This window comes from Actinomadura sp. 6N118 (genome assembly GCF_044326415.1).
Classification (GTDB): domain Bacteria; phylum Actinomycetota; class Actinomycetes; order Streptosporangiales; family Streptosporangiaceae; genus Spirillospora.
Window position 1 is genome coordinate 533,979 of the sequence record NZ_JBIRAZ010000007.1, and the last position, 16,052, is coordinate 550,030.

At 70.1% G+C, this 16,052-nt stretch carries 16 protein-coding genes; 12 read left to right on the plus strand and 4 right to left on the minus strand.

Annotation, left to right across the window (positions count from 1 at the left end; genetic code table 11):
- Window positions 1-13 precede the first annotated feature (13 nt).
- Window positions 14-823 (minus strand): crotonase/enoyl-CoA hydratase family protein, encoded by an 810-nt coding sequence (locus ACH34W_RS21385; protein ID WP_395962692.1) that lies wholly within the window; start codon window positions 821-823, stop codon window positions 14-16.
- Window positions 824-987: 164 nt separating this feature from the next.
- On the opposite strand from ACH34W_RS21385, the gene ACH34W_RS21390 reads away from it, so the two are divergent.
- The 8 genes from ACH34W_RS21390 (at window position 988) to ACH34W_RS21425 (ending at window position 9,845) form a co-directional block, all read left to right on the plus strand.
- Window positions 988-2,553, plus strand: a complete 1,566-nt coding sequence (locus tag ACH34W_RS21390) for an acyl-CoA synthetase (protein WP_395962693.1) — start codon at window positions 988-990, stop codon at window positions 2,551-2,553.
- Window positions 2,543-3,481, plus strand: a complete 939-nt coding sequence (locus ACH34W_RS21395) for a Zn-ribbon domain-containing OB-fold protein (RefSeq protein ID WP_395962694.1) — start codon at window positions 2,543-2,545, stop codon at window positions 3,479-3,481. Before ACH34W_RS21390 ends, ACH34W_RS21395 begins: the two co-directional genes overlap by 11 nt.
- A complete protein-coding gene (locus tag ACH34W_RS21400) occupies window positions 3,478-4,530 on the plus strand; it encodes a thiolase domain-containing protein (protein WP_395962695.1) in 1,053 nt (350 codons plus the stop codon). Before ACH34W_RS21395 ends, ACH34W_RS21400 begins: the two co-directional genes overlap by 4 nt.
- A complete protein-coding gene (locus ACH34W_RS21405; protein ID WP_395962696.1) occupies window positions 4,523-5,680 on the plus strand; it encodes a thiolase domain-containing protein in 1,158 nt (385 codons plus the stop codon). Before ACH34W_RS21400 ends, ACH34W_RS21405 begins: the two co-directional genes overlap by 8 nt.
- Before the next feature lie 18 nt (window positions 5,681-5,698).
- Window positions 5,699-7,270 carry an acyl-CoA synthetase gene (locus tag ACH34W_RS21410; protein ID WP_395962697.1) on the plus strand — a complete coding sequence of 524 codons (1,572 nt, stop codon included), beginning with the start codon at window positions 5,699-5,701 and terminating at the stop codon, window positions 7,268-7,270.
- A gap of 84 nt (window positions 7,271-7,354) precedes the next feature.
- Window positions 7,355-7,825 carry a MarR family winged helix-turn-helix transcriptional regulator gene (locus tag ACH34W_RS21415; protein ID WP_395962698.1) on the plus strand — a complete coding sequence of 157 codons (471 nt, stop codon included), beginning with the start codon at window positions 7,355-7,357 and terminating at the stop codon, window positions 7,823-7,825.
- A gap of 50 nt (window positions 7,826-7,875) precedes the next feature.
- Complete coding sequence (locus tag ACH34W_RS21420; RefSeq protein WP_395962699.1) at window positions 7,876-9,414, plus strand: serine/threonine-protein kinase; 1,539 nt, start codon at window positions 7,876-7,878, stop codon at window positions 9,412-9,414.
- A gap of 26 nt (window positions 9,415-9,440) precedes the next feature.
- Complete coding sequence (locus ACH34W_RS21425; protein WP_395962700.1) at window positions 9,441-9,845, plus strand: hypothetical protein; 405 nt, start codon at window positions 9,441-9,443, stop codon at window positions 9,843-9,845.
- Here ACH34W_RS21425 and ACH34W_RS21430 read toward each other — a convergent pair.
- From ACH34W_RS21430 to ACH34W_RS21440, 3 genes are all read right to left on the minus strand, one after another.
- Window positions 9,832-10,989: a lipid-transfer protein gene (locus tag ACH34W_RS21430; protein WP_395962701.1), complete on the minus strand. Its 1,158-nt coding sequence runs from the start codon at window positions 10,987-10,989 to the stop codon at window positions 9,832-9,834. The genes ACH34W_RS21425 and ACH34W_RS21430 overlap by 14 nt on opposite strands.
- A gap of 121 nt (window positions 10,990-11,110) precedes the next feature.
- The gene (locus ACH34W_RS21435) at window positions 11,111-11,551 is read right to left on the minus strand and encodes a Zn-ribbon domain-containing OB-fold protein (protein WP_395962726.1); all 441 of its coding nucleotides are present in this window, start codon (window positions 11,549-11,551) and stop codon (window positions 11,111-11,113) included.
- Window positions 11,552-11,556: 5 nt separating this feature from the next.
- Complete coding sequence (locus ACH34W_RS21440; protein WP_395962702.1) at window positions 11,557-12,756, minus strand: MFS transporter; 1,200 nt, start codon at window positions 12,754-12,756, stop codon at window positions 11,557-11,559.
- A 79-nt stretch (window positions 12,757-12,835) separates the two neighbouring features.
- Here ACH34W_RS21440 and ACH34W_RS21445 point away from each other — a divergent pair, with 79 nt between their 5' ends.
- From ACH34W_RS21445 to ACH34W_RS21460, 4 genes are all read left to right on the plus strand, one after another.
- Complete coding sequence (locus tag ACH34W_RS21445; RefSeq protein ID WP_395962703.1) at window positions 12,836-13,756, plus strand: LysR family transcriptional regulator; 921 nt, start codon at window positions 12,836-12,838, stop codon at window positions 13,754-13,756.
- Window positions 13,757-13,831: 75 nt separating this feature from the next.
- Window positions 13,832-14,599, plus strand: coding sequence for an SDR family oxidoreductase (locus ACH34W_RS21450; RefSeq protein ID WP_395962704.1), 768 nt, complete (start codon window positions 13,832-13,834; stop codon window positions 14,597-14,599).
- A 13-nt stretch (window positions 14,600-14,612) separates the two neighbouring features.
- Complete coding sequence (locus tag ACH34W_RS21455; protein WP_395962705.1) at window positions 14,613-15,569, plus strand: LLM class F420-dependent oxidoreductase; 957 nt, start codon at window positions 14,613-14,615, stop codon at window positions 15,567-15,569.
- Between the two features lie 99 nt (window positions 15,570-15,668).
- Window positions 15,669-15,962 carry a Fe-S cluster assembly protein HesB gene (locus ACH34W_RS21460; protein ID WP_395962706.1) on the plus strand — a complete coding sequence of 98 codons (294 nt, stop codon included), beginning with the start codon at window positions 15,669-15,671 and terminating at the stop codon, window positions 15,960-15,962.
- Window positions 15,963-16,052: the final 90 nt, after the last annotated feature.

Sequence of the window (16,052 nt, forward strand, 5' to 3'; positions counted from 1 at the left end):
ACGCGCCCCGCGGTCACTTGCCCTTGAAGATGGCGGGGCGCTTTTCCTTGAAGGCTTTGGAGCCCTCCTTGGCGTCCCCGGAGCCGATGACGGGCCAGCCGATCTCGTCGGAGATCTTGAGGGCCTCCTCCTCGGAGAGGTGTTCGGTCTCGCGGTAGGTGCGGAGGATCGCCTGGACGGCGAGGGGGCCGCATTCGGCGATCTGGCCGGCCAGCTCGCGGGCGGCCTGGAGGGCGGTGCCGGTCGGGACGACCTTGTTGATGAGGCCCATGTCGAGGGCTTCCTGGGGGGTTACTGAGCGGGCGGTGAGGAGGATGTCCATCGCGGCGGCGTAACCGATCTGGCGGGGGAGCCTGATCGCGGAGCCGCCCATGGGGAAGAGACCCCGCTTCGCCTCGTACAGGCCGAGGGTGGCGTCCTCGGCCACTATGCGGAGGTCGGTGCCGACGAGGAGTTCGGTGCCGCCTGCCACGGCGTAGCCCTCGATCGCGCAGATGAGGGGCTTGGTCGGCCGGCCCTCGCGGAGCAGGCCCTTCCAGTGGAAGTTCGGGATCTGCTGCATGCGCTCCTGGACCTTGGGGTCGGAGGGCGGGGTGCCCATCGCCTTCAGGTCCGCGCCCGCGCAGAACTGGCCGTCGGCGCCGGTGAGGATGCCCACGCGGACCTCGGGGGTCTCGGACATGTAGGCCCAGGCGTCGGCGAGACCGACGAGCATGGCCGAGCTCAGCGCGTTGCGGGCCTCGGGGCGGTTCATCGTCGCGATGACGACGTGGCCGTCCTGCTCGACGGTGCAGTGCTCGGTGCTGATCGGCAGCCGTTCCAACGCGTCCTCCCAGGTCGCTCGCCATTCTAAAACAAGAACAGATTCTAGTAGTGAGATCGGCGCGTCAACAGCTCTTGCCTGATAAAACGAGAACGTGATCTACTTTGGCATCCCGGGGTGAGTGCGATGCTGCTCATCGACAGTGCGACGGGCTAGGAGATCCAATGGGATCGTTGGGATTTTGGCGGCTGGCACAGGCCGATCCGGAGTGGATCGCGGCCGTCGACCCGGATGGAATCGAGTACACCGCCGGTGACCTGCTCGCCCGCGCCAACCGGGTGGTGCACGGGCTGCGGGATCTCGGGCTGCGGAACGGCGACGGTGTCTGCGGCCTGGTGCCGAACGGCGTCGAGGGCCTGGTGCTCTACCTGGCCGCGCTGCAGGCGGGCTGGTACTACACGCCGATCAACTGGCACCTGACCGGCCCGGAGATCGGCTACATCGTGGCCGACAGCGAGGCCAAGGCGTTCTTCGTGCACGAACGTTACGCCGAGGAGGGCGTGCGAGGTGCCGAGGAATCGGGGATCGAGGCGCACCGCAAGTTCGCGTTCGGCGCCGTCAAGGGATTCCGCCCGTTCGACGAGCTGGTCGAGGGGCAGTCCGACGCGCTGCCTGAAGACCGCAGCAACGGCGCGACCATGCACTACACGTCCGGGACCACCGGGCGGCCCAAGGGCGTCAAGCGCAGGCTCGCCGGGATCGACCCGGACGACAGCGCCGAGCTGATGACGTTCCTGCTGGGGATGTTCGGCATGACCGCCGGACGTCCCGCCGGGAACGAACCGCAGGCGCACCTGGTGACCTCGCCGAACTACCACACCGCGGTGACCCAGTTCGGCGGCACGGCGCTGCAGATGGGCCACACGCTGGTGTACGTCGACAAGTGGGACGCCGAGGAGACGCTCCGGCTGATCGAACGTTACAAGATCACCAACACCCATATGGTGCCGACGCACTTCAAGCGGCTGCTCGGCCTGCCTGACGAGGTCAGGAAGCGCTACGACGTGTCGTCCATGAAGTGGGCCATCCACGCGGCCGCGCCGTGCCCGGTCCCGATCAAGCAGCAGATGCTCGACTGGTGGGGCGACTGCATCTGGGAGTACTACGCGGCCACCGAGGGCGGCGGCACGATCGCCTCGCCGGCGGACTGGCTCGCCCACCCCGGCACGGTCGGCAAGGCCTGGCCGATCAGCGAGCTGCTCATCGTGGACGACGACGAGCAGCCGGTGCCGGCCGGCACGCCCGGGACGATCTACATGAAGATGGCCGGCACCACGTTCGAGTACAAGGGCGACAAGGAGAAGACGGAGAAGAACCGGCTCGACGACCACTTCACGGTCGGCGACATCGGCTACCTCACCGAGGACGGCTTCCTCTTCCTGTCCGACCGCAAGGCCGACATGATCATCTCGGGCGGCGCCAACATCTATCCGGCCGAGATCGAGAACGAGATCACCATGCACCCCAAGGTCGCCGACGTGGCCGTCTTCGGCATCCCGGACGACGAGTGGGGCGAGCAGATCAAGGCCGTCGTCGAGCCCGCCGCGGGCGCCGAGCCGGGGCCGGAGCTGGCCGCCGAGATCCTCTCCTCACTGGAGGGCCGCCTCGCCAAGATGAAGTGGCCGCGGTCGATCGACTTCATCGAGACCATGCCGCGCGAGCCCAACGGCAAGCTCCTCAAGCGCAAGTTGAGGGATCCGTACTGGAAGGACCGCGAGAGTGCCATCTGATACCCCCAACCACGTCCTGGAGTTCCCCGGCGGGTACACGCGGTCGGTCGGCCCGGTCATCGGCCGGTTCCTGAGCGAGCTGCGCGACGGGCGCCTGGTGGGCGTGCGGACCCAGGCGGGGAAGGTGCTCTTCCCGCCGCTGGAGTACGACCCGGACAGCGGCGAGTCCGTGACCGAGGAGTACGTCGAGGTCGGGCCCGCCGGCACCGTCCAGAGCTGGTCGTGGGTGTCCAGGCCGCTGAAGGTGCACCCCCTCGACCGCCCGTTCGCCTGGGCGTTGATCCAGCCGGACGGTGCCGACACCGCGCTGGTGCACGCGCTGGACATGGGCGTCCTGGAAGAAGGAGCCGAGGCGCCGCGCTTCCTCAAGACCGGCCTGCGCGTCCGGCCCAAGTTCCGCGGCCGGGGCAAGCGGGCCGGGTCGATCAACGACATCGAGTGCTTCGAGCCCGAGGTCACGATGATCAACGCGCCGTCGCGGCTGGAGTACGACCTCCAGGGCGGCCGGGCGCTCGACCGCTTCCTGGAGGGCGTCTCGCAAGGGAAGCTCATCGGCCATCGCTGCGGAGTCTGCGACCAGGTCATCGTGCCGATGAAGGGGCTGTGCCCGAAGGACGGCGTGCCCACCACCGAGGAGGTGGAGCTGCCCGACACCGGCACCGTCACGACGTTCGCGGTCAACAACCTGCCGGACCCGCGCGCCCCCCAGGTGCCGTTCGTCTCCGCCTACATCCTGCTCGACGGAGCCGGGCTCACCATGCTCGCCCTCGTGGCGGGCATCCCGGCGGACCAGGTCCGGATGGGCATGCGGGTCAAGGCGGCCTGGAGACCCCGCGAGGAGTGGGGCAAGACCATGGGCAACATCAAGTGGTTCGAGCCGCTCGACGAGCCCGACGTCCCCTTCGACGCGATCAAGGATTATCTATGAGCAGAGATGTCGCGGTCGTCGCGTTCGTTCAGACCAAGCACACCGCCGAGGACACCGGGCAGTCCGAGGTCGAGCTCCTCGCGCCGATCATCACCGAGATCAAGGAACGCACCGGGCTGAAGCGGTTCGGCTTCACCTGCTCGGGCTCGTGCGACTACCTCGCCGGCGCGCCGTTCTCGTTCGTCTCAGCGCTCGACGCGGTGGGCGCCTGGCCGCCGATCTCCGAGTCCCATGTGGAGATGGACGCGGCCTGGGCGTTGTACGAGGCGTGGGTGAAGCTGCAGCACGGCGAGATCGACACCGCGCTGGTGTACGGCTTCGGCAAGCCGTCCCAGGGCACGTTGCGCGAGATCATGACCCGGCAGCTCGACCCGTACTACCTGGAGCCGCTCGGCCTCGACCAGGTGTCGCTCGCAGCCCTCCAAGCCCGCGCCTACCTGGAACGGTCGGGTGCCAAGGAGGACGACCTGCGCGCCGTCGCCGCCCGGTCCCGTGCTGCCGGTCGCGACAACCCGTTCGCCCTCCACCTCGACGATCCGGGCGATGCCGCCAACGGTGCCGATTACGACGTCGCCCCGCTCCGCCCGCACGACATCGCGGCGGACGCCGACGGCGCGGCCGTGATCGTGCTGGCCACCGGCGACAAGGCACGCGAGCTGTGCGAACGGCCCGCATGGATCACCGGCATCGACCATCGCAGCGAGGCCCACCTCCCCGGCGTACGCGACCTGACCCGCGCCGAGTCGGCCCGGATCGCGGGCGAGAAGGCGGGCGCCACCGGCATCGAGGTCGCCGAGCTGCACGCCCAGTTCACCCACGAAGAGCTGATCCTGCGCGAGGCGCTGGGCCTCGGTGACGAGGTGACCGTCAACCCCTCCGGCGGCGCGCTCTCGGCCAACCCGGTGATGGCCGCCGGGCTGATCCGCATCGGTGAGGCGGCGACCCGGATCCACGACGGCACCGCGTCCAAGACCCTCGGCCACGCCACCTCGGGCCCGTGCCTCCAGCAGAACCTCGTCTGTGTCCTTTCGGGAGAGAACAATGGGTAACCCGTGCGCGATCATCGGCGTGGGCCAGACGGCGTACAAGACGAAGCGGCTTGACGTCTCGATGGCCGGGCTGGTCCGCGAGGCGGCGCAGCGCGCGCTCGACGACGCCGGGCTGACCTGGAACGACATCGACGCGGTGGTCATCGGCAAGGCCCCCGACCTCTTCGAGGGCGTCATGATGCCCGAGTCGTATCTCGCCGACGCACTGGGCGCGCGCGGCAAGCCGATGATGCGCGTGCACACGGCGGGCTCGGTCGGCGGCTCCACCGCGAACGTCGCGGCGAGCCTCATCCAGAGCGGCGTCCACGACCGGGTCCTCACCGTGGCGTGGGAGAAGCAGTCGGAGTCCAACGCCACCTGGGCGCTCACAGTCAACACCCCCTACTCGACCTCGCTGGTCGTCGGGGCGGGCGGCTACTTCGCCCCGCACATCCGCGCGTACATGCGCCGCTCCGGCGCGCCCGACCACGTCGGCACGCTCGTCGCGGTCAAGGACCGGGAGAACGCGCTGAAGAACCAGTACGCGCATCTCAAGATCCCGGGCATCTCGCGGGAGATGGTCGAGTCGACCCCGATGCTCTGGGAGCCGATCCGCTACCTGGAGACGTGCCCGTCGTCCGACGGAGCATGCGCGATGGTGCTCGCCTCCGAGGACGCCGCGCGCAAGGCTCCCAACAAGCCCGCCTGGGTGCACGGCACGTCGATGCGCTCGGAGCCGATCTTCTTCGCGGGCCGCGACACGGTGAACCCGCAGGGCGGCATGGACGCCGCGGCCGACGTCTACCGGCAGGCCGGCATCGCCGACCCGCGCCGCGAACTCGACGTCGCCGAAACGTACGTGCCGTTCTCCTGGTACGAGCCGATGTGGCTGGAGAACCTCGGCTTCTGCGGCGAGGGCGAGGGCTGGAAGCTCACCGAGTCCGGCGCGACGGCGCTCGACGGCGACATTCCGTGGAACGCCTCGGGCGGCGTGCTCTCGTCCAACCCGATCGGAGCCTCCGGGATGATCCGGTTCGCCGAGGCGGCGCTCCAGGTCCGTGGCCTGGCAGGGGAACACCAGGTCGAAGGCGCCCGCCGTGCCCTCGGCCACGCGTACGGCGGCGGAGCCCAGTTCTTCGCCATGTGGATCGTGGGCAGCGACAAACCCTAGCTCTCCGGAGGAAGACCGATGGAGTTCAATTACGCGGATCTGTTCGAGGGGGTCGCCGACGCGATCGGTGACCGCGTCGCGCTCGTCTGCGGTGCCCGGCGGCTCACCTACGCCGAGCTGGACGCCGAGGCCAACCGTCTCGCGCATCACCTCGAAAGCGCCGGTGTGAAGCCCGGGCAGCACGTGGCGGTCCAGCTCTACAACGGGATCGAGTACGCGGTCGCCCTGCTGGCCGCACTGAAGATCCGGGCCGTGCCGATCAACGTCAACTACCGCTACGTCGAGACCGAGCTGCTCTACGTCTACCGGGACTCCGACAGCGTCGCGCTGCTCTACGACGCGGAGTTCGGCGACCGGGTCGCGGCGACGGTCCCGCAGGTGCCGTCCATCCGGCACCTGATCTCGGTGAGCGGTCCGTCCACGGTCCCTGGCGCCATCCCGTACGAGGAGGCCATCGCCGCCCAGCCCGCAACGCGCGGCTTCCCGGCACGGTCTGGCGACGACACCTACATCATTTACACCGGCGGTACGACCGGCATGCCCAAGGGCGTGATGTGGGGGATGGAGGACATGCTCCTCGCGTTCTGGAACCCCACCTTCCCCCGCCCGGGCAAGCCGCAGGACGTGGTCGACCAGGCCGTGAACGCCGGGCACATCACGATGATGCCGGTCGCGCCGCTGATGCACGGCGCCGCGCAGATGGCCACGTTCATCTCGTGGTGGATGGGCGCGACGGTGGTCTACGTCCGCAAGTTCGTCGCGGCGGAGGTGTGGCGGACGATCGAGCGGGAGAAGGTCAACTCCCTCACGATCACGGGCGACGCCATGGCCATCCCCATGGTGGAGGAGCTGGAGCGACCGGGCGCTTCCTACGACGTGTCCAGCCTGTTCGCGTACGTCTCCACCGGTGCGATCCTCACAGGCACCGTCCACGACCGCCTGGCACGCGCGCTGCCCAACGTCATGATCCTGGACCGGTTCGGCTCCACCGAGTCAGGCTCGACCGCCCAGGCCGTCGCGGGCTCGACTCCCGAGAAGGGCCTGCGCTTCGCGCCGGACGTGGAGGACGTGACGGTCCTGGACGACGCCCTCAAGGTGGTCCAGCCCGGCTCCGGCGTCATGGGCCAGGTGGCCCGTTCCGGCTGGATCGCACGCGGCTACTACAACGACCCCGAGAAGACCGCCCGTACGTTCCCCGAGGTCGACGGCAAGCGCTGGCTCCTCACCGGCGACATCGCCACCGTCGAGGAGGACGGCTCGATCGCCGTCTACGGCCGCGGCTCGCAGGCCATCAACACCGGCGGCGAGAAGGTCTTCCCCGAGGAGATCGAGGCGGTCCTCAAGGGCCATCCGGCCGTCTACGACGCCGTGGTCACGGGCATCCCCGACGAACGCTGGGGCAGCCGCGTGGCAGCCGTCATCCAGGCGCAAGGCGAGGCCCCCGATCCCGCCGACCTCGACGCCCACTGCCGCAAGGAGCTGTCGGGCTACAAGGTCCCGCGCACATATGCCTTCGTCACCGAGATGAAGCGTTCTCCCGCCGGCAAGGCCGACTACCGCTGGGCCAAACAAATAGCCGAGGAAGCCTGACCACCCCCTGACCCCCTTGACCCCCAAGACGGCGGCGCGCGCCTGCTAGAATCTCTCGATATACGAGAGAATTGAGGTGGGCGCGTGTCGACCCCGGAACGGCCACGGATCGAGCAGGCGCTGCAGCTGGCGATCCAGCGCAGCACCATGTGGACGGTGCTGCTGCACCACACCACCGCGAGCAAGGCGGGCATGAACGTCACGGACGCGCAGTGCATCAACGCGCTGACGCTGGACGGGCCGCAGACGCCGGGCCAGCTCGCGCAGCTCATGGGCATCACGACCGGGGGAGCGATCACCGCCGTCATCGACCGGCTGGAGAAGGCCGGTTACGTCAAGCGCACCCGCGACCCCGACGACCGCCGGCGGGTCATCATCGAGCTCGTCCCGGAGAGCGCAGGTCGCTTCGCGCAGTACTTCGAGCCGATCGGGCGGGCCTTCGGCGAGAAGCTGGACGGCTTCACCGACGAGCAGCTGCGGTTCTTGCTGGACTACGTGAGCGACAACAACACGATGATGCCGACGGTGATCGAGGAGATCCGCAGGATGCCGTAGCGATCAACTAGGGTGCTGCAGATCCGGCATCCCAGGAGCAGTACGGCATCATGAACATCCCCGGCTACGAGCTCGTCGAGACGCTGGGCGCGGGCGGGTTCGGCACCGTCTACCGTGCCCGCCAGCTCTCCGTCCGGCGTGAGGTGGCGCTGAAGGTCGACAGCCGCCCGCTCACGTCCGAGCGGGACCAGCGCCGCTTCATGCGGGAGGTCACCGCCGCAGGGAGGCTGTCCGGCCACCCGCACGTCGTCGCGGTGTACGACGCGGGCGTGCTCCCGGACGGGCGGCCGTACATGGTCCTGGAGCTCTGCCCGGGCGGCTCCCTGAACGACCGGCTCCAGGAACGCGGCCCCTTCCAGCCCGCCGAAGTGCGCGACATCGGGGTGAACATCGCCGACGCCCTCGCCGCGGCCCACGCCGCCGGGGTGCTCCACCGCGACGTCAAACCCGCCAACATCCTGGTCGACCAGTACGGCAACCCCGGGCTCGCCGACTTCGGGCTGGCCAGCATGCCCATGCCCGGCATGGAGTCCTCGGCCACCCGCGAGGCGCTGACTCCCGCGTACGCACCGCCCGAGGCGTTCCGGCTGGACGAGCCCGCCCCGGCCGGCGACGTCTACTCCCTCGCGGCCTCGTTGTACGCGCTGCTGTCCGGCCGGCCGCCGCACTTCCCGCCCGACCGGCAGCTGAGCATCGCGGCGCTGATGGCGGCGCAGCAGCAGCCCGTTCCCGACCTCCCCGGCGTGCCCACCGCGCTGACCGCTGTGCTCCGGCAGGCCATGGCGTTCGACCGGAACGTCCGCATCCCCACCGCCGATGCCTTCCGGGACGCACTGGCCGCCGCCGACCTGCAGTCGCAGGCGCCGTTGCGCACCATGCCGGCCCCGCCCGTCCCCGACGGGCATACGACCGAGCCGGCCTTCCAGCCCGCCGGGCAGTCACGGGGGTTGTCGCAGGGGCTCATCCTCGGGGCTGCGGCGCTGGTGGCGGCGGGCATCCTGGGCGCGGGCGCGCTGGTCGCGTTCGCGCCGGACTCGGGAACGGGCTCGGACCCCAACAAGACCGGCGCCGTGCAGCAGGGCGGCGGCAAGGGAGGCGTCGCCACACCGGGGAAGGGCAACGGTAACGCGAACGCGGCGGCCGCCGACAAGAAGCTTTACGGCGTGGAGACCGTGACCGCGAACTGCCCGGCCGCGCTCGTTCCCGGCGCCCGCGCCCGCTGCACGCGCACGGCGGAGTGCTGGGGCGGCGGTGTCTGGGTGAACGGCTGGATCCTGTCCATGGGCAGGTACGACTGCAAGGAGCCACACGGCCGCCAGGTCTTCGCGATAGCGCTCATGCCGCCGGACGGCGAGACCGGCGACCGGGATCTGCTGGGCAAGAATCCGACCGTGCGGAAGGTCTGTTCCAAGACCATCCTGCGGCGGTCGCTGCAGGGCCGGGCGGCCAAATACCGGTCGTGGAGGTGGGACGTGAGCGTGATCCCGCCCTCGCAGAGCCGGTTCGAACTGGGCGACCGCATGTACCGCTGCGCAGGAGAGGTGCCCTACGGCAAAAAGCTCATCGGAGGCGTCTTCCGTCCCCGCTGATCGAGGCGTTCTGCCAGACTCTGCGCATGTCTGATTCGTCACGTGCGGCCCGCCGGCTCGCCACGTTCATGGCCGGCGCCGGGTCGACCCACTTCCTGACCCCGTGGCCGTACGACGCGATCGTCCCCCGACGCCTGCCGGGCAAGGCGCGGACGTGGACCTACCTCAGCGGCGCGGCCGAGCTGGCCGTCGCGGCCGCGGTCGCCCACCCGAAGACGCGCCGGAAGGGCGCGCTCGCGGCGGCAGCGCTCTTCGCCGCGGTCTTCCCGGCGAACGTGAAGATGGCACGCGACTGGCGGCATCGCCCGCTTCCGCTGCGTGCCGTCGTCTACGGCCGCCTGCCGGTCCAGGCCCCGCTGATCGCGTGGGCGCTGCTGGTCGCCCGCAACGCGGACGCCCGTAATGCGAGTAAGGGCGTCAGCGAACAGTGATGATGGCCGAGCCGTGGCCGAAGAGGCCCTGGTTGACGGCGATGCCGGCGCGCGCGTTCTGGACCTGACGGCCTTCGGCCTGCCCGCGTAGCTGCCAGGTCAGCTCGCAGACCTGGGCGATGGCCTGCGCGGGGATGGCCTCACCGAACGAGGCGAGGCCGCCTGAGGGGTTCACCGGGATGCGTCCTCCCAAGGCGGTGGTACCGGAACGGAGCAGCTCCTCCGCTCCGCCGACCTCGCACAGGCCGATGTCCTCGTACCAGTCCAGCTCAACAGCGGTGGACAGGTCGTACACCTCGGCCAGGGAGAGGTCCTCGGGCCCGATGCCCGCCTCCTCGTACGCGGCGTGCGCGACGGCTGAGCGGAACGGCCGTTCAGGCTCGGGGACCGTCATCGCGGAGTCGGTGGCGAAGTCGGGCAGATCGAGCACGGTCTTGGGGAACGTCGGCGTCACCGTGGACAACGCCGGGATCCGCACCGGGTCGCCGATGCCGTGCCGGCGTGCGAACTCCATCGACGACAGCACCAGGGCCGCGCCGCCGTCGCTGGTCGCGCAGATGTCCAGCAGCCGCAGCGGATCGGCGACCACGGCCGACTCCGCCACGTCCTCGGCCGTGACCTCCTTGCGGTAGCGGGCGTTGGGGTTGGCCAGCCCGTGCCGCGCGTTCTTCACCTTGACCGCGGCGAAGTCGTCCAGCGTCGCGCCGTGCAGGGCCATCCGGCGGCGGGCGGAGAGGGCGAAGTAGATCGGGTTGGTCGCACCGAGGAGCCGGAAGCGCAACCAGTCGGGGTCGTCGGGACGGTCGCCGCCGACCGGTTTGAAGAACCCCTTCGGCGCGGCATCGGCGCCGACGACAAGGGCGACGTCGCAGAGCCCCGCGAGGATCTGGGCGCGGGCGTTGTTGATGGCCTGCGCGCCCGACGCGCAGGCGGCGTAGCAGCTGGAGATCCGGGCGCCGGACCAGCCGAGGGCCTGGGCGAACGTCGCGCCCGCGATGAAGCCCGGGTAGCCGTTGCGGATGGTGTCGGCCCCGGCGACGTACTGGATTTCGGGCCACGACAGCCCGGCGTCAGCGAGCGCGGCGCGGGCCGCGGCCAGTCCGTACTCGACGAAGTTGCGCCCCCACTTGCCCCAGGGGTGCATCCCAGCCCCGAGGACAGCGATCTCCCTACTCTCTGGGGGGCGACCCCCAGACCCCCGCGCACTGAGCGGAAAATCCTCACTCCGCTGGCGCTCCGCTCCGGCATTCCGCTCAGTGTTCCGCTCAGGCACTTGGCCTCCACATCCACACCGTGTATTCGGCCTCGTCGTCCTCGAAGAGCGTGCCGGTGGTCAGCTCGACTTCCATGCCGACCTCCAGGTCGGCGACGCCGATGCCCGGCACGGTCTGCCCGAGCACGACGATGCGTTCCTCGGTGAGCTCCACGGCGGCGATGGTGTACGGCACAAAGGGGTCGGGTGAGACATACGGGGGCGGGGGCTTGTAGCGGGCATCTGCGTACGACCAGATCGTGCCGCGGTTGGACAGCGCGTACTCCTCCAGCTCCGAGCCGTCCTTGGGGCCCGCGCAGCCGGGGTTGCGGCAGGCCAGCTCGTTCCGGGGGAAGTAGGGGGTGCCGCAGCTCGTGCACCGCGTGCCCAGCAGCCGTACGTCCCCCGCATCGGTGGTGAACCAGCCGTCGACGGCGGGACGCCGTTCCTTCATGGTGCTCACCGGGGCAGCTTACCAACCAAGCGACCGTTCAAATCAAGAGGCACGACCCGCGTGGCCCCGGCCCGGACGAAGGTGGCGGCGACAAGGCCGATCGTCAGCAGGACCAGCACGTACGCGCCGACGCCCGCCCAGTGCGCGCGCTCGTACGCGAGTCCGCCCGCCGAGCCCCCGATGCTGCTGCCCAGGTAGTAGGAGAAGAGGTAAAGCGCCGACGCCTGGGCCCGCGCCGTGGTGGCGATCGACCCGACCCAGCCGCTCGCCACGGCGTGCGCGGCGAGGAATCCGCCGGTGAAGAGCAGGAGTCCGAGGCCGATGAACGGAAGCGACGGCGGCAGCGTGAGCAGCAGGCCCGCGGCCGACACCAGGATCGCGCCGACCAGCACCGGCCGCCGGCCGACGCGGTCGGCGAGCGTCCCGGCCCACGCCGAGGTGAACGAGCCCGCGAGGTTCGCCACCGCGATCAGGCTGACCACGGCCTGCGGCAGCCCGAACGGATCATCCAGGAGCCGGAACGGCAAGAAGTTGAACGTGGTCACGAAGCCCGCCACAAGCACGAGGGCCACCAGATAGAGCCGCCGCAGCCTTGGCACGCCGAGATGGCCGAGCAGTGCGCGGTGGTCAGCCCGGCCAGGGCGGAAGTTCCGCGAAGGCGGCAGCAGAGCCCAGAAGAGCACCGTGAACCCGAGGCAGGCCATCATCGTCACCGCGAGGGCCCACCGCCAGCCCGCGACATCGGTGACCATGCCGGGGACGAGGCGTCCCATGACCCCGCCGATGGCCGTCCCTGCCACGTACCGGCCCATGGCCCCGCCCAGCGACGCGGGCGGCACCTCGTCGGCGAGGTAGGCCATCGCGACGGCGGGCACTCCGGCCAGGGCGAGTCCCTGCAGGGTCCGCACGACCGCCAGCGCCTCGAACGAGGAGCAGAGGGGGAGCAGCAGGCCGACTCCCACGGACACGGCGGACGAAGTCAGCATCACCCGCGTCCGCCCGTACCGTTCCGACAGCGAGCTCACCGGGATGATCGCCAGCGCGAGCGCGCCGGTGGCCAGCGACACCAGGAGGCTCGCCTGGGAGGGCGTGACGTCGAAGTCGCGGGAGAGCTCGGGCAGCAACACCTGGGCGCAGTAGAGCGACATGAAGGTGCTGAGCCCGGCGGCGAAGAGCGCGAGGTCCCTTTTCCGGGCGGTGGTCATGACCCTCAGCGTGTTGTTTCCGCGCTCATGCGTCCAATGAATCTTTTCTCTGAAAGCAATGCGCGATATGCATGAGTGCATGGATCTCACGACGGTGCGCTGGTTCCTGATGGTCGCCGAGCTGGGACATGTGACGAACGCCGCCGCAGAGCTGCGGGTCTCGCAGCCGGGACTGTCGCGCGCGATCGCGCGGCTGGAGGAGGAGCTGGGGATCCGGCTGTTCGACCGCGAGGGGCGGGGCGTCCGGCTCAGCGTGTACGGGCGGATCTTCGCCGAGCACGCGCGCCGCCTGGTCGCCGAGCAGGAGGCGGCCCGCCGCGCGCTCGCCCAGGCGGCCGATCCCGAACGCGGCGAGGTCGTACTCGCGTTCCTCCACACCCAGGGCGTCTGGCTGGTGCCCGAACTGCTGCGCGGCTTCCGGCAGCGTCATCCGCAGGTCACCGTGCGGCTCATCCAGGACCGCGCGGTCTGGCTGGAGGAGGCGGTCCGCGAGGGCCGGGCCGACGTGGCGATCAGCAGCCCGCAGCCGGAGACGGCCGAGCTGGCCTGGGCGCCGTTGATCACCGAGCGGCTCCAGCTCGCCGTGCCCGCGGACCACCGGCTGGCGGGCCGCCGCCGGGTCCGGATGGCCGAGCTGGCCGGCGAGCCGTTCGTGGGGATCAAGCAGGGCGGTGGCCTGCGCACGATCCTGGACGAGCTGGCGGCCAGGGCCGGGTTCCGCCCCGAGATCGCGTTCGAGGGCGAGGAACTGCAGACCGTGCGCGGCCTGGTCGCGGCGGGTCTCGGCGTGGCCCTGGTGTCCCCGCAACCCCCGGCGAACGAGCCGAACGAGCCGCAAGGACAGGCGGGAGTGCGGCACCTCGCGATCGCGGACCCCGGGGCCACACGCACCATCGGGCTGACATGGGTGGAGGCGAGGACCCGGCCTCCGGTGGTGGAGGGATTCCGTCGCTTCGTACTCTCGCGGGTGGGCGAGCTGTCCCGGGGCGCAGCTAACTGACTCGTCAGTTACTTCGGTACAGTAAAAACCGAGCCGGATTCTGTTAGGGCTCTCGGTGCGAAACAAGGAGTGCGAATGCGGACTGGACTGCAGGGAAAGACGGCCCTGGTCACGGGTGCCTCCCGCGGCATCGGCAAGGCGATCGCGACCGCGCTGGCGGCCGAGGGCGCCAACGTCGTGCTGTCCTCGCGCAAGCAGGAGGCGCTGGACGAGGCGGCCAAGGAGATCCAGGCCGCCCACCCGGAGGCCGGCGTGCTGGCCAAGGCCGCCCACGTGGGCGACGCCGAGCAGGCGGCCGCGTGCTTCGACGCCGCGATCGCCGAGTTCGGCGGCGTGGACGTGCTGATCAACAACGCCGGGACCAGCCCGCACTTCGGCCACATGGTCGACATCGAGCCCGCCGCCGCCGAGAAGACCGTCCAGGTCAACCAGTTCGCGGTCGTCCAGTGGACGCAGCTGGCCTGGAAGAAGTCCATGCAGGAGCGCGGCGGCTCGATCATCAACATCGCGTCGGTCGGCGGCATGGTCACCGAGCACGGCATCGGCTACTACAACGCCACCAAGGCCGCGGTCATCCACCTGTCCCGGCAGTTCGCCATGGAGCTGGCCCCGAAGGTGCGCGTCAACTGCATCGCGCCCGGCCTGGTGAAGACCGCGCTCGCCCGCGCGCTGTGGGAGAACAACGAGGAAGCGATCAACAAGTTCATGCCGCTCGGCCGCATCGGCGAGCCCGAGGACATCGCCAACGCCGCGGTGTTCCTGGCCGGCGACACCGCCTCCTGGATGACCGGCCAGACCATGGTCATCGACGGCGGCGCCACCATCCGCCCTTCCATCGCCTGAGGTGACCTGACTCATGTCGCGCTGGGGACTCACCATTCCGCTCACCGGTCTCTCGCTGGCCGAGCACCAGGAGATCGTCACCTCGTTGCCCGCCTTGGGCTACACGGACGCGTGGTCGGCCGAGACCAACGGCACCGACGCGTTCACCCCGCTGGCCCTCGCCTCGCAGTGGGCGCCGGACCTCCGCCTCGGCCCGGCGATCGTGCCGGTCTACACGCGCGGTCCCGCGCTGCTGGCCCAGCAGGCCGCCACGCTCGCCGATCTGGCGCCCGGCCGGTTCGTGATGGGCATCGGCACCTCGTCCGACACGATCGTTGAACGCTGGAACGGCATCCCGTTCGAGGAGCCCTACAAGCGCACCCGCGACACGCTGCGCTTCCTGCGCCGCGCGCTCAGCGGGGAGAAGGTGAAGGAGGAGTACGACACCTTCACCGTCAAGGGCTTCAAGCTGGACAAGGCGCCGGACACCCCGCCGCCGATCGTGCTGGCCGCGCTGCGTCCCGGCATGTTGCGGCTGGCCGCCCGCGAGGCCGACGGCGCCATCACCAACTGGCTGGCCCCCAAGGACGTCCGCACGGTCCGCTCTGAGCTCGGCGAGGAGCCGGAGCTGATCGCCCGCCTCTTCGTGTGCCCGACCGAGAACGCCGACGAGGCACGCGCGATCGGCCGCTGGATGATCGCGGCCTATATGACGGTGCCGGTCTACAGGGCCTTCCACGAATGGCTGGGCCGCGGCGAGGCGCTCAAGGCGATGAACGACGCCTGGGCGGCCGGCGACCGCAAGAAGGCGCTCGATGTGATCCCCGACGAGGTCGTCGACGACCTGATTGTGCACGGCTCGCCCGAGGCCTGCCGTGCCCGCGTCCGCGAGTACGCAGAGAACGGTCTCACCACGCCTGTTCTGGCGATCGTGCCTGGTGGCGGCCTGTCTTCGGCCGACGCGGTACGTGCTCTGGCACCGAACGCCTGATCACAATCTGTTCCGGAATCGGGGTTTACGCCTGGGATTCGCGGGGAGGGTGGGCCAGGTCAACCACCCGACCCTGCGAAAAACCCGGAGGAGCTGATCGTGCTAACGCTGACCAGCGGCGCCGTTCAGGTGATACGTACCGTGACCGCCAATCCCGAACTGCCGCCTGAGACGGGCATCCGCATCGAGCCCGGCACCGAGGGGGCCGACGCCCTGCAGCTCTCCGTCGCTCCCGCGCCCGAGGCGGGGGACCAGGTCGTCGAGGAGGAGGGCGCCCGGGTCTATCTGGAGCCCAACGTCGCCCAGCTCCTGGAGGACAAGACCCTCGACGCGGCCGTCGACCCGCAGGGCGACGTGTCGTTCACGATCGCCGAAGGGACGGGGACCCCCTAGCCCGTTCCGCCAACCCCGCCGATCTTGAAGGTGAGGGGTGCGGGGGCGGCCGCCCCCCCCGCGGCCTGCTGGGCGAGCTTGAACGAGTCG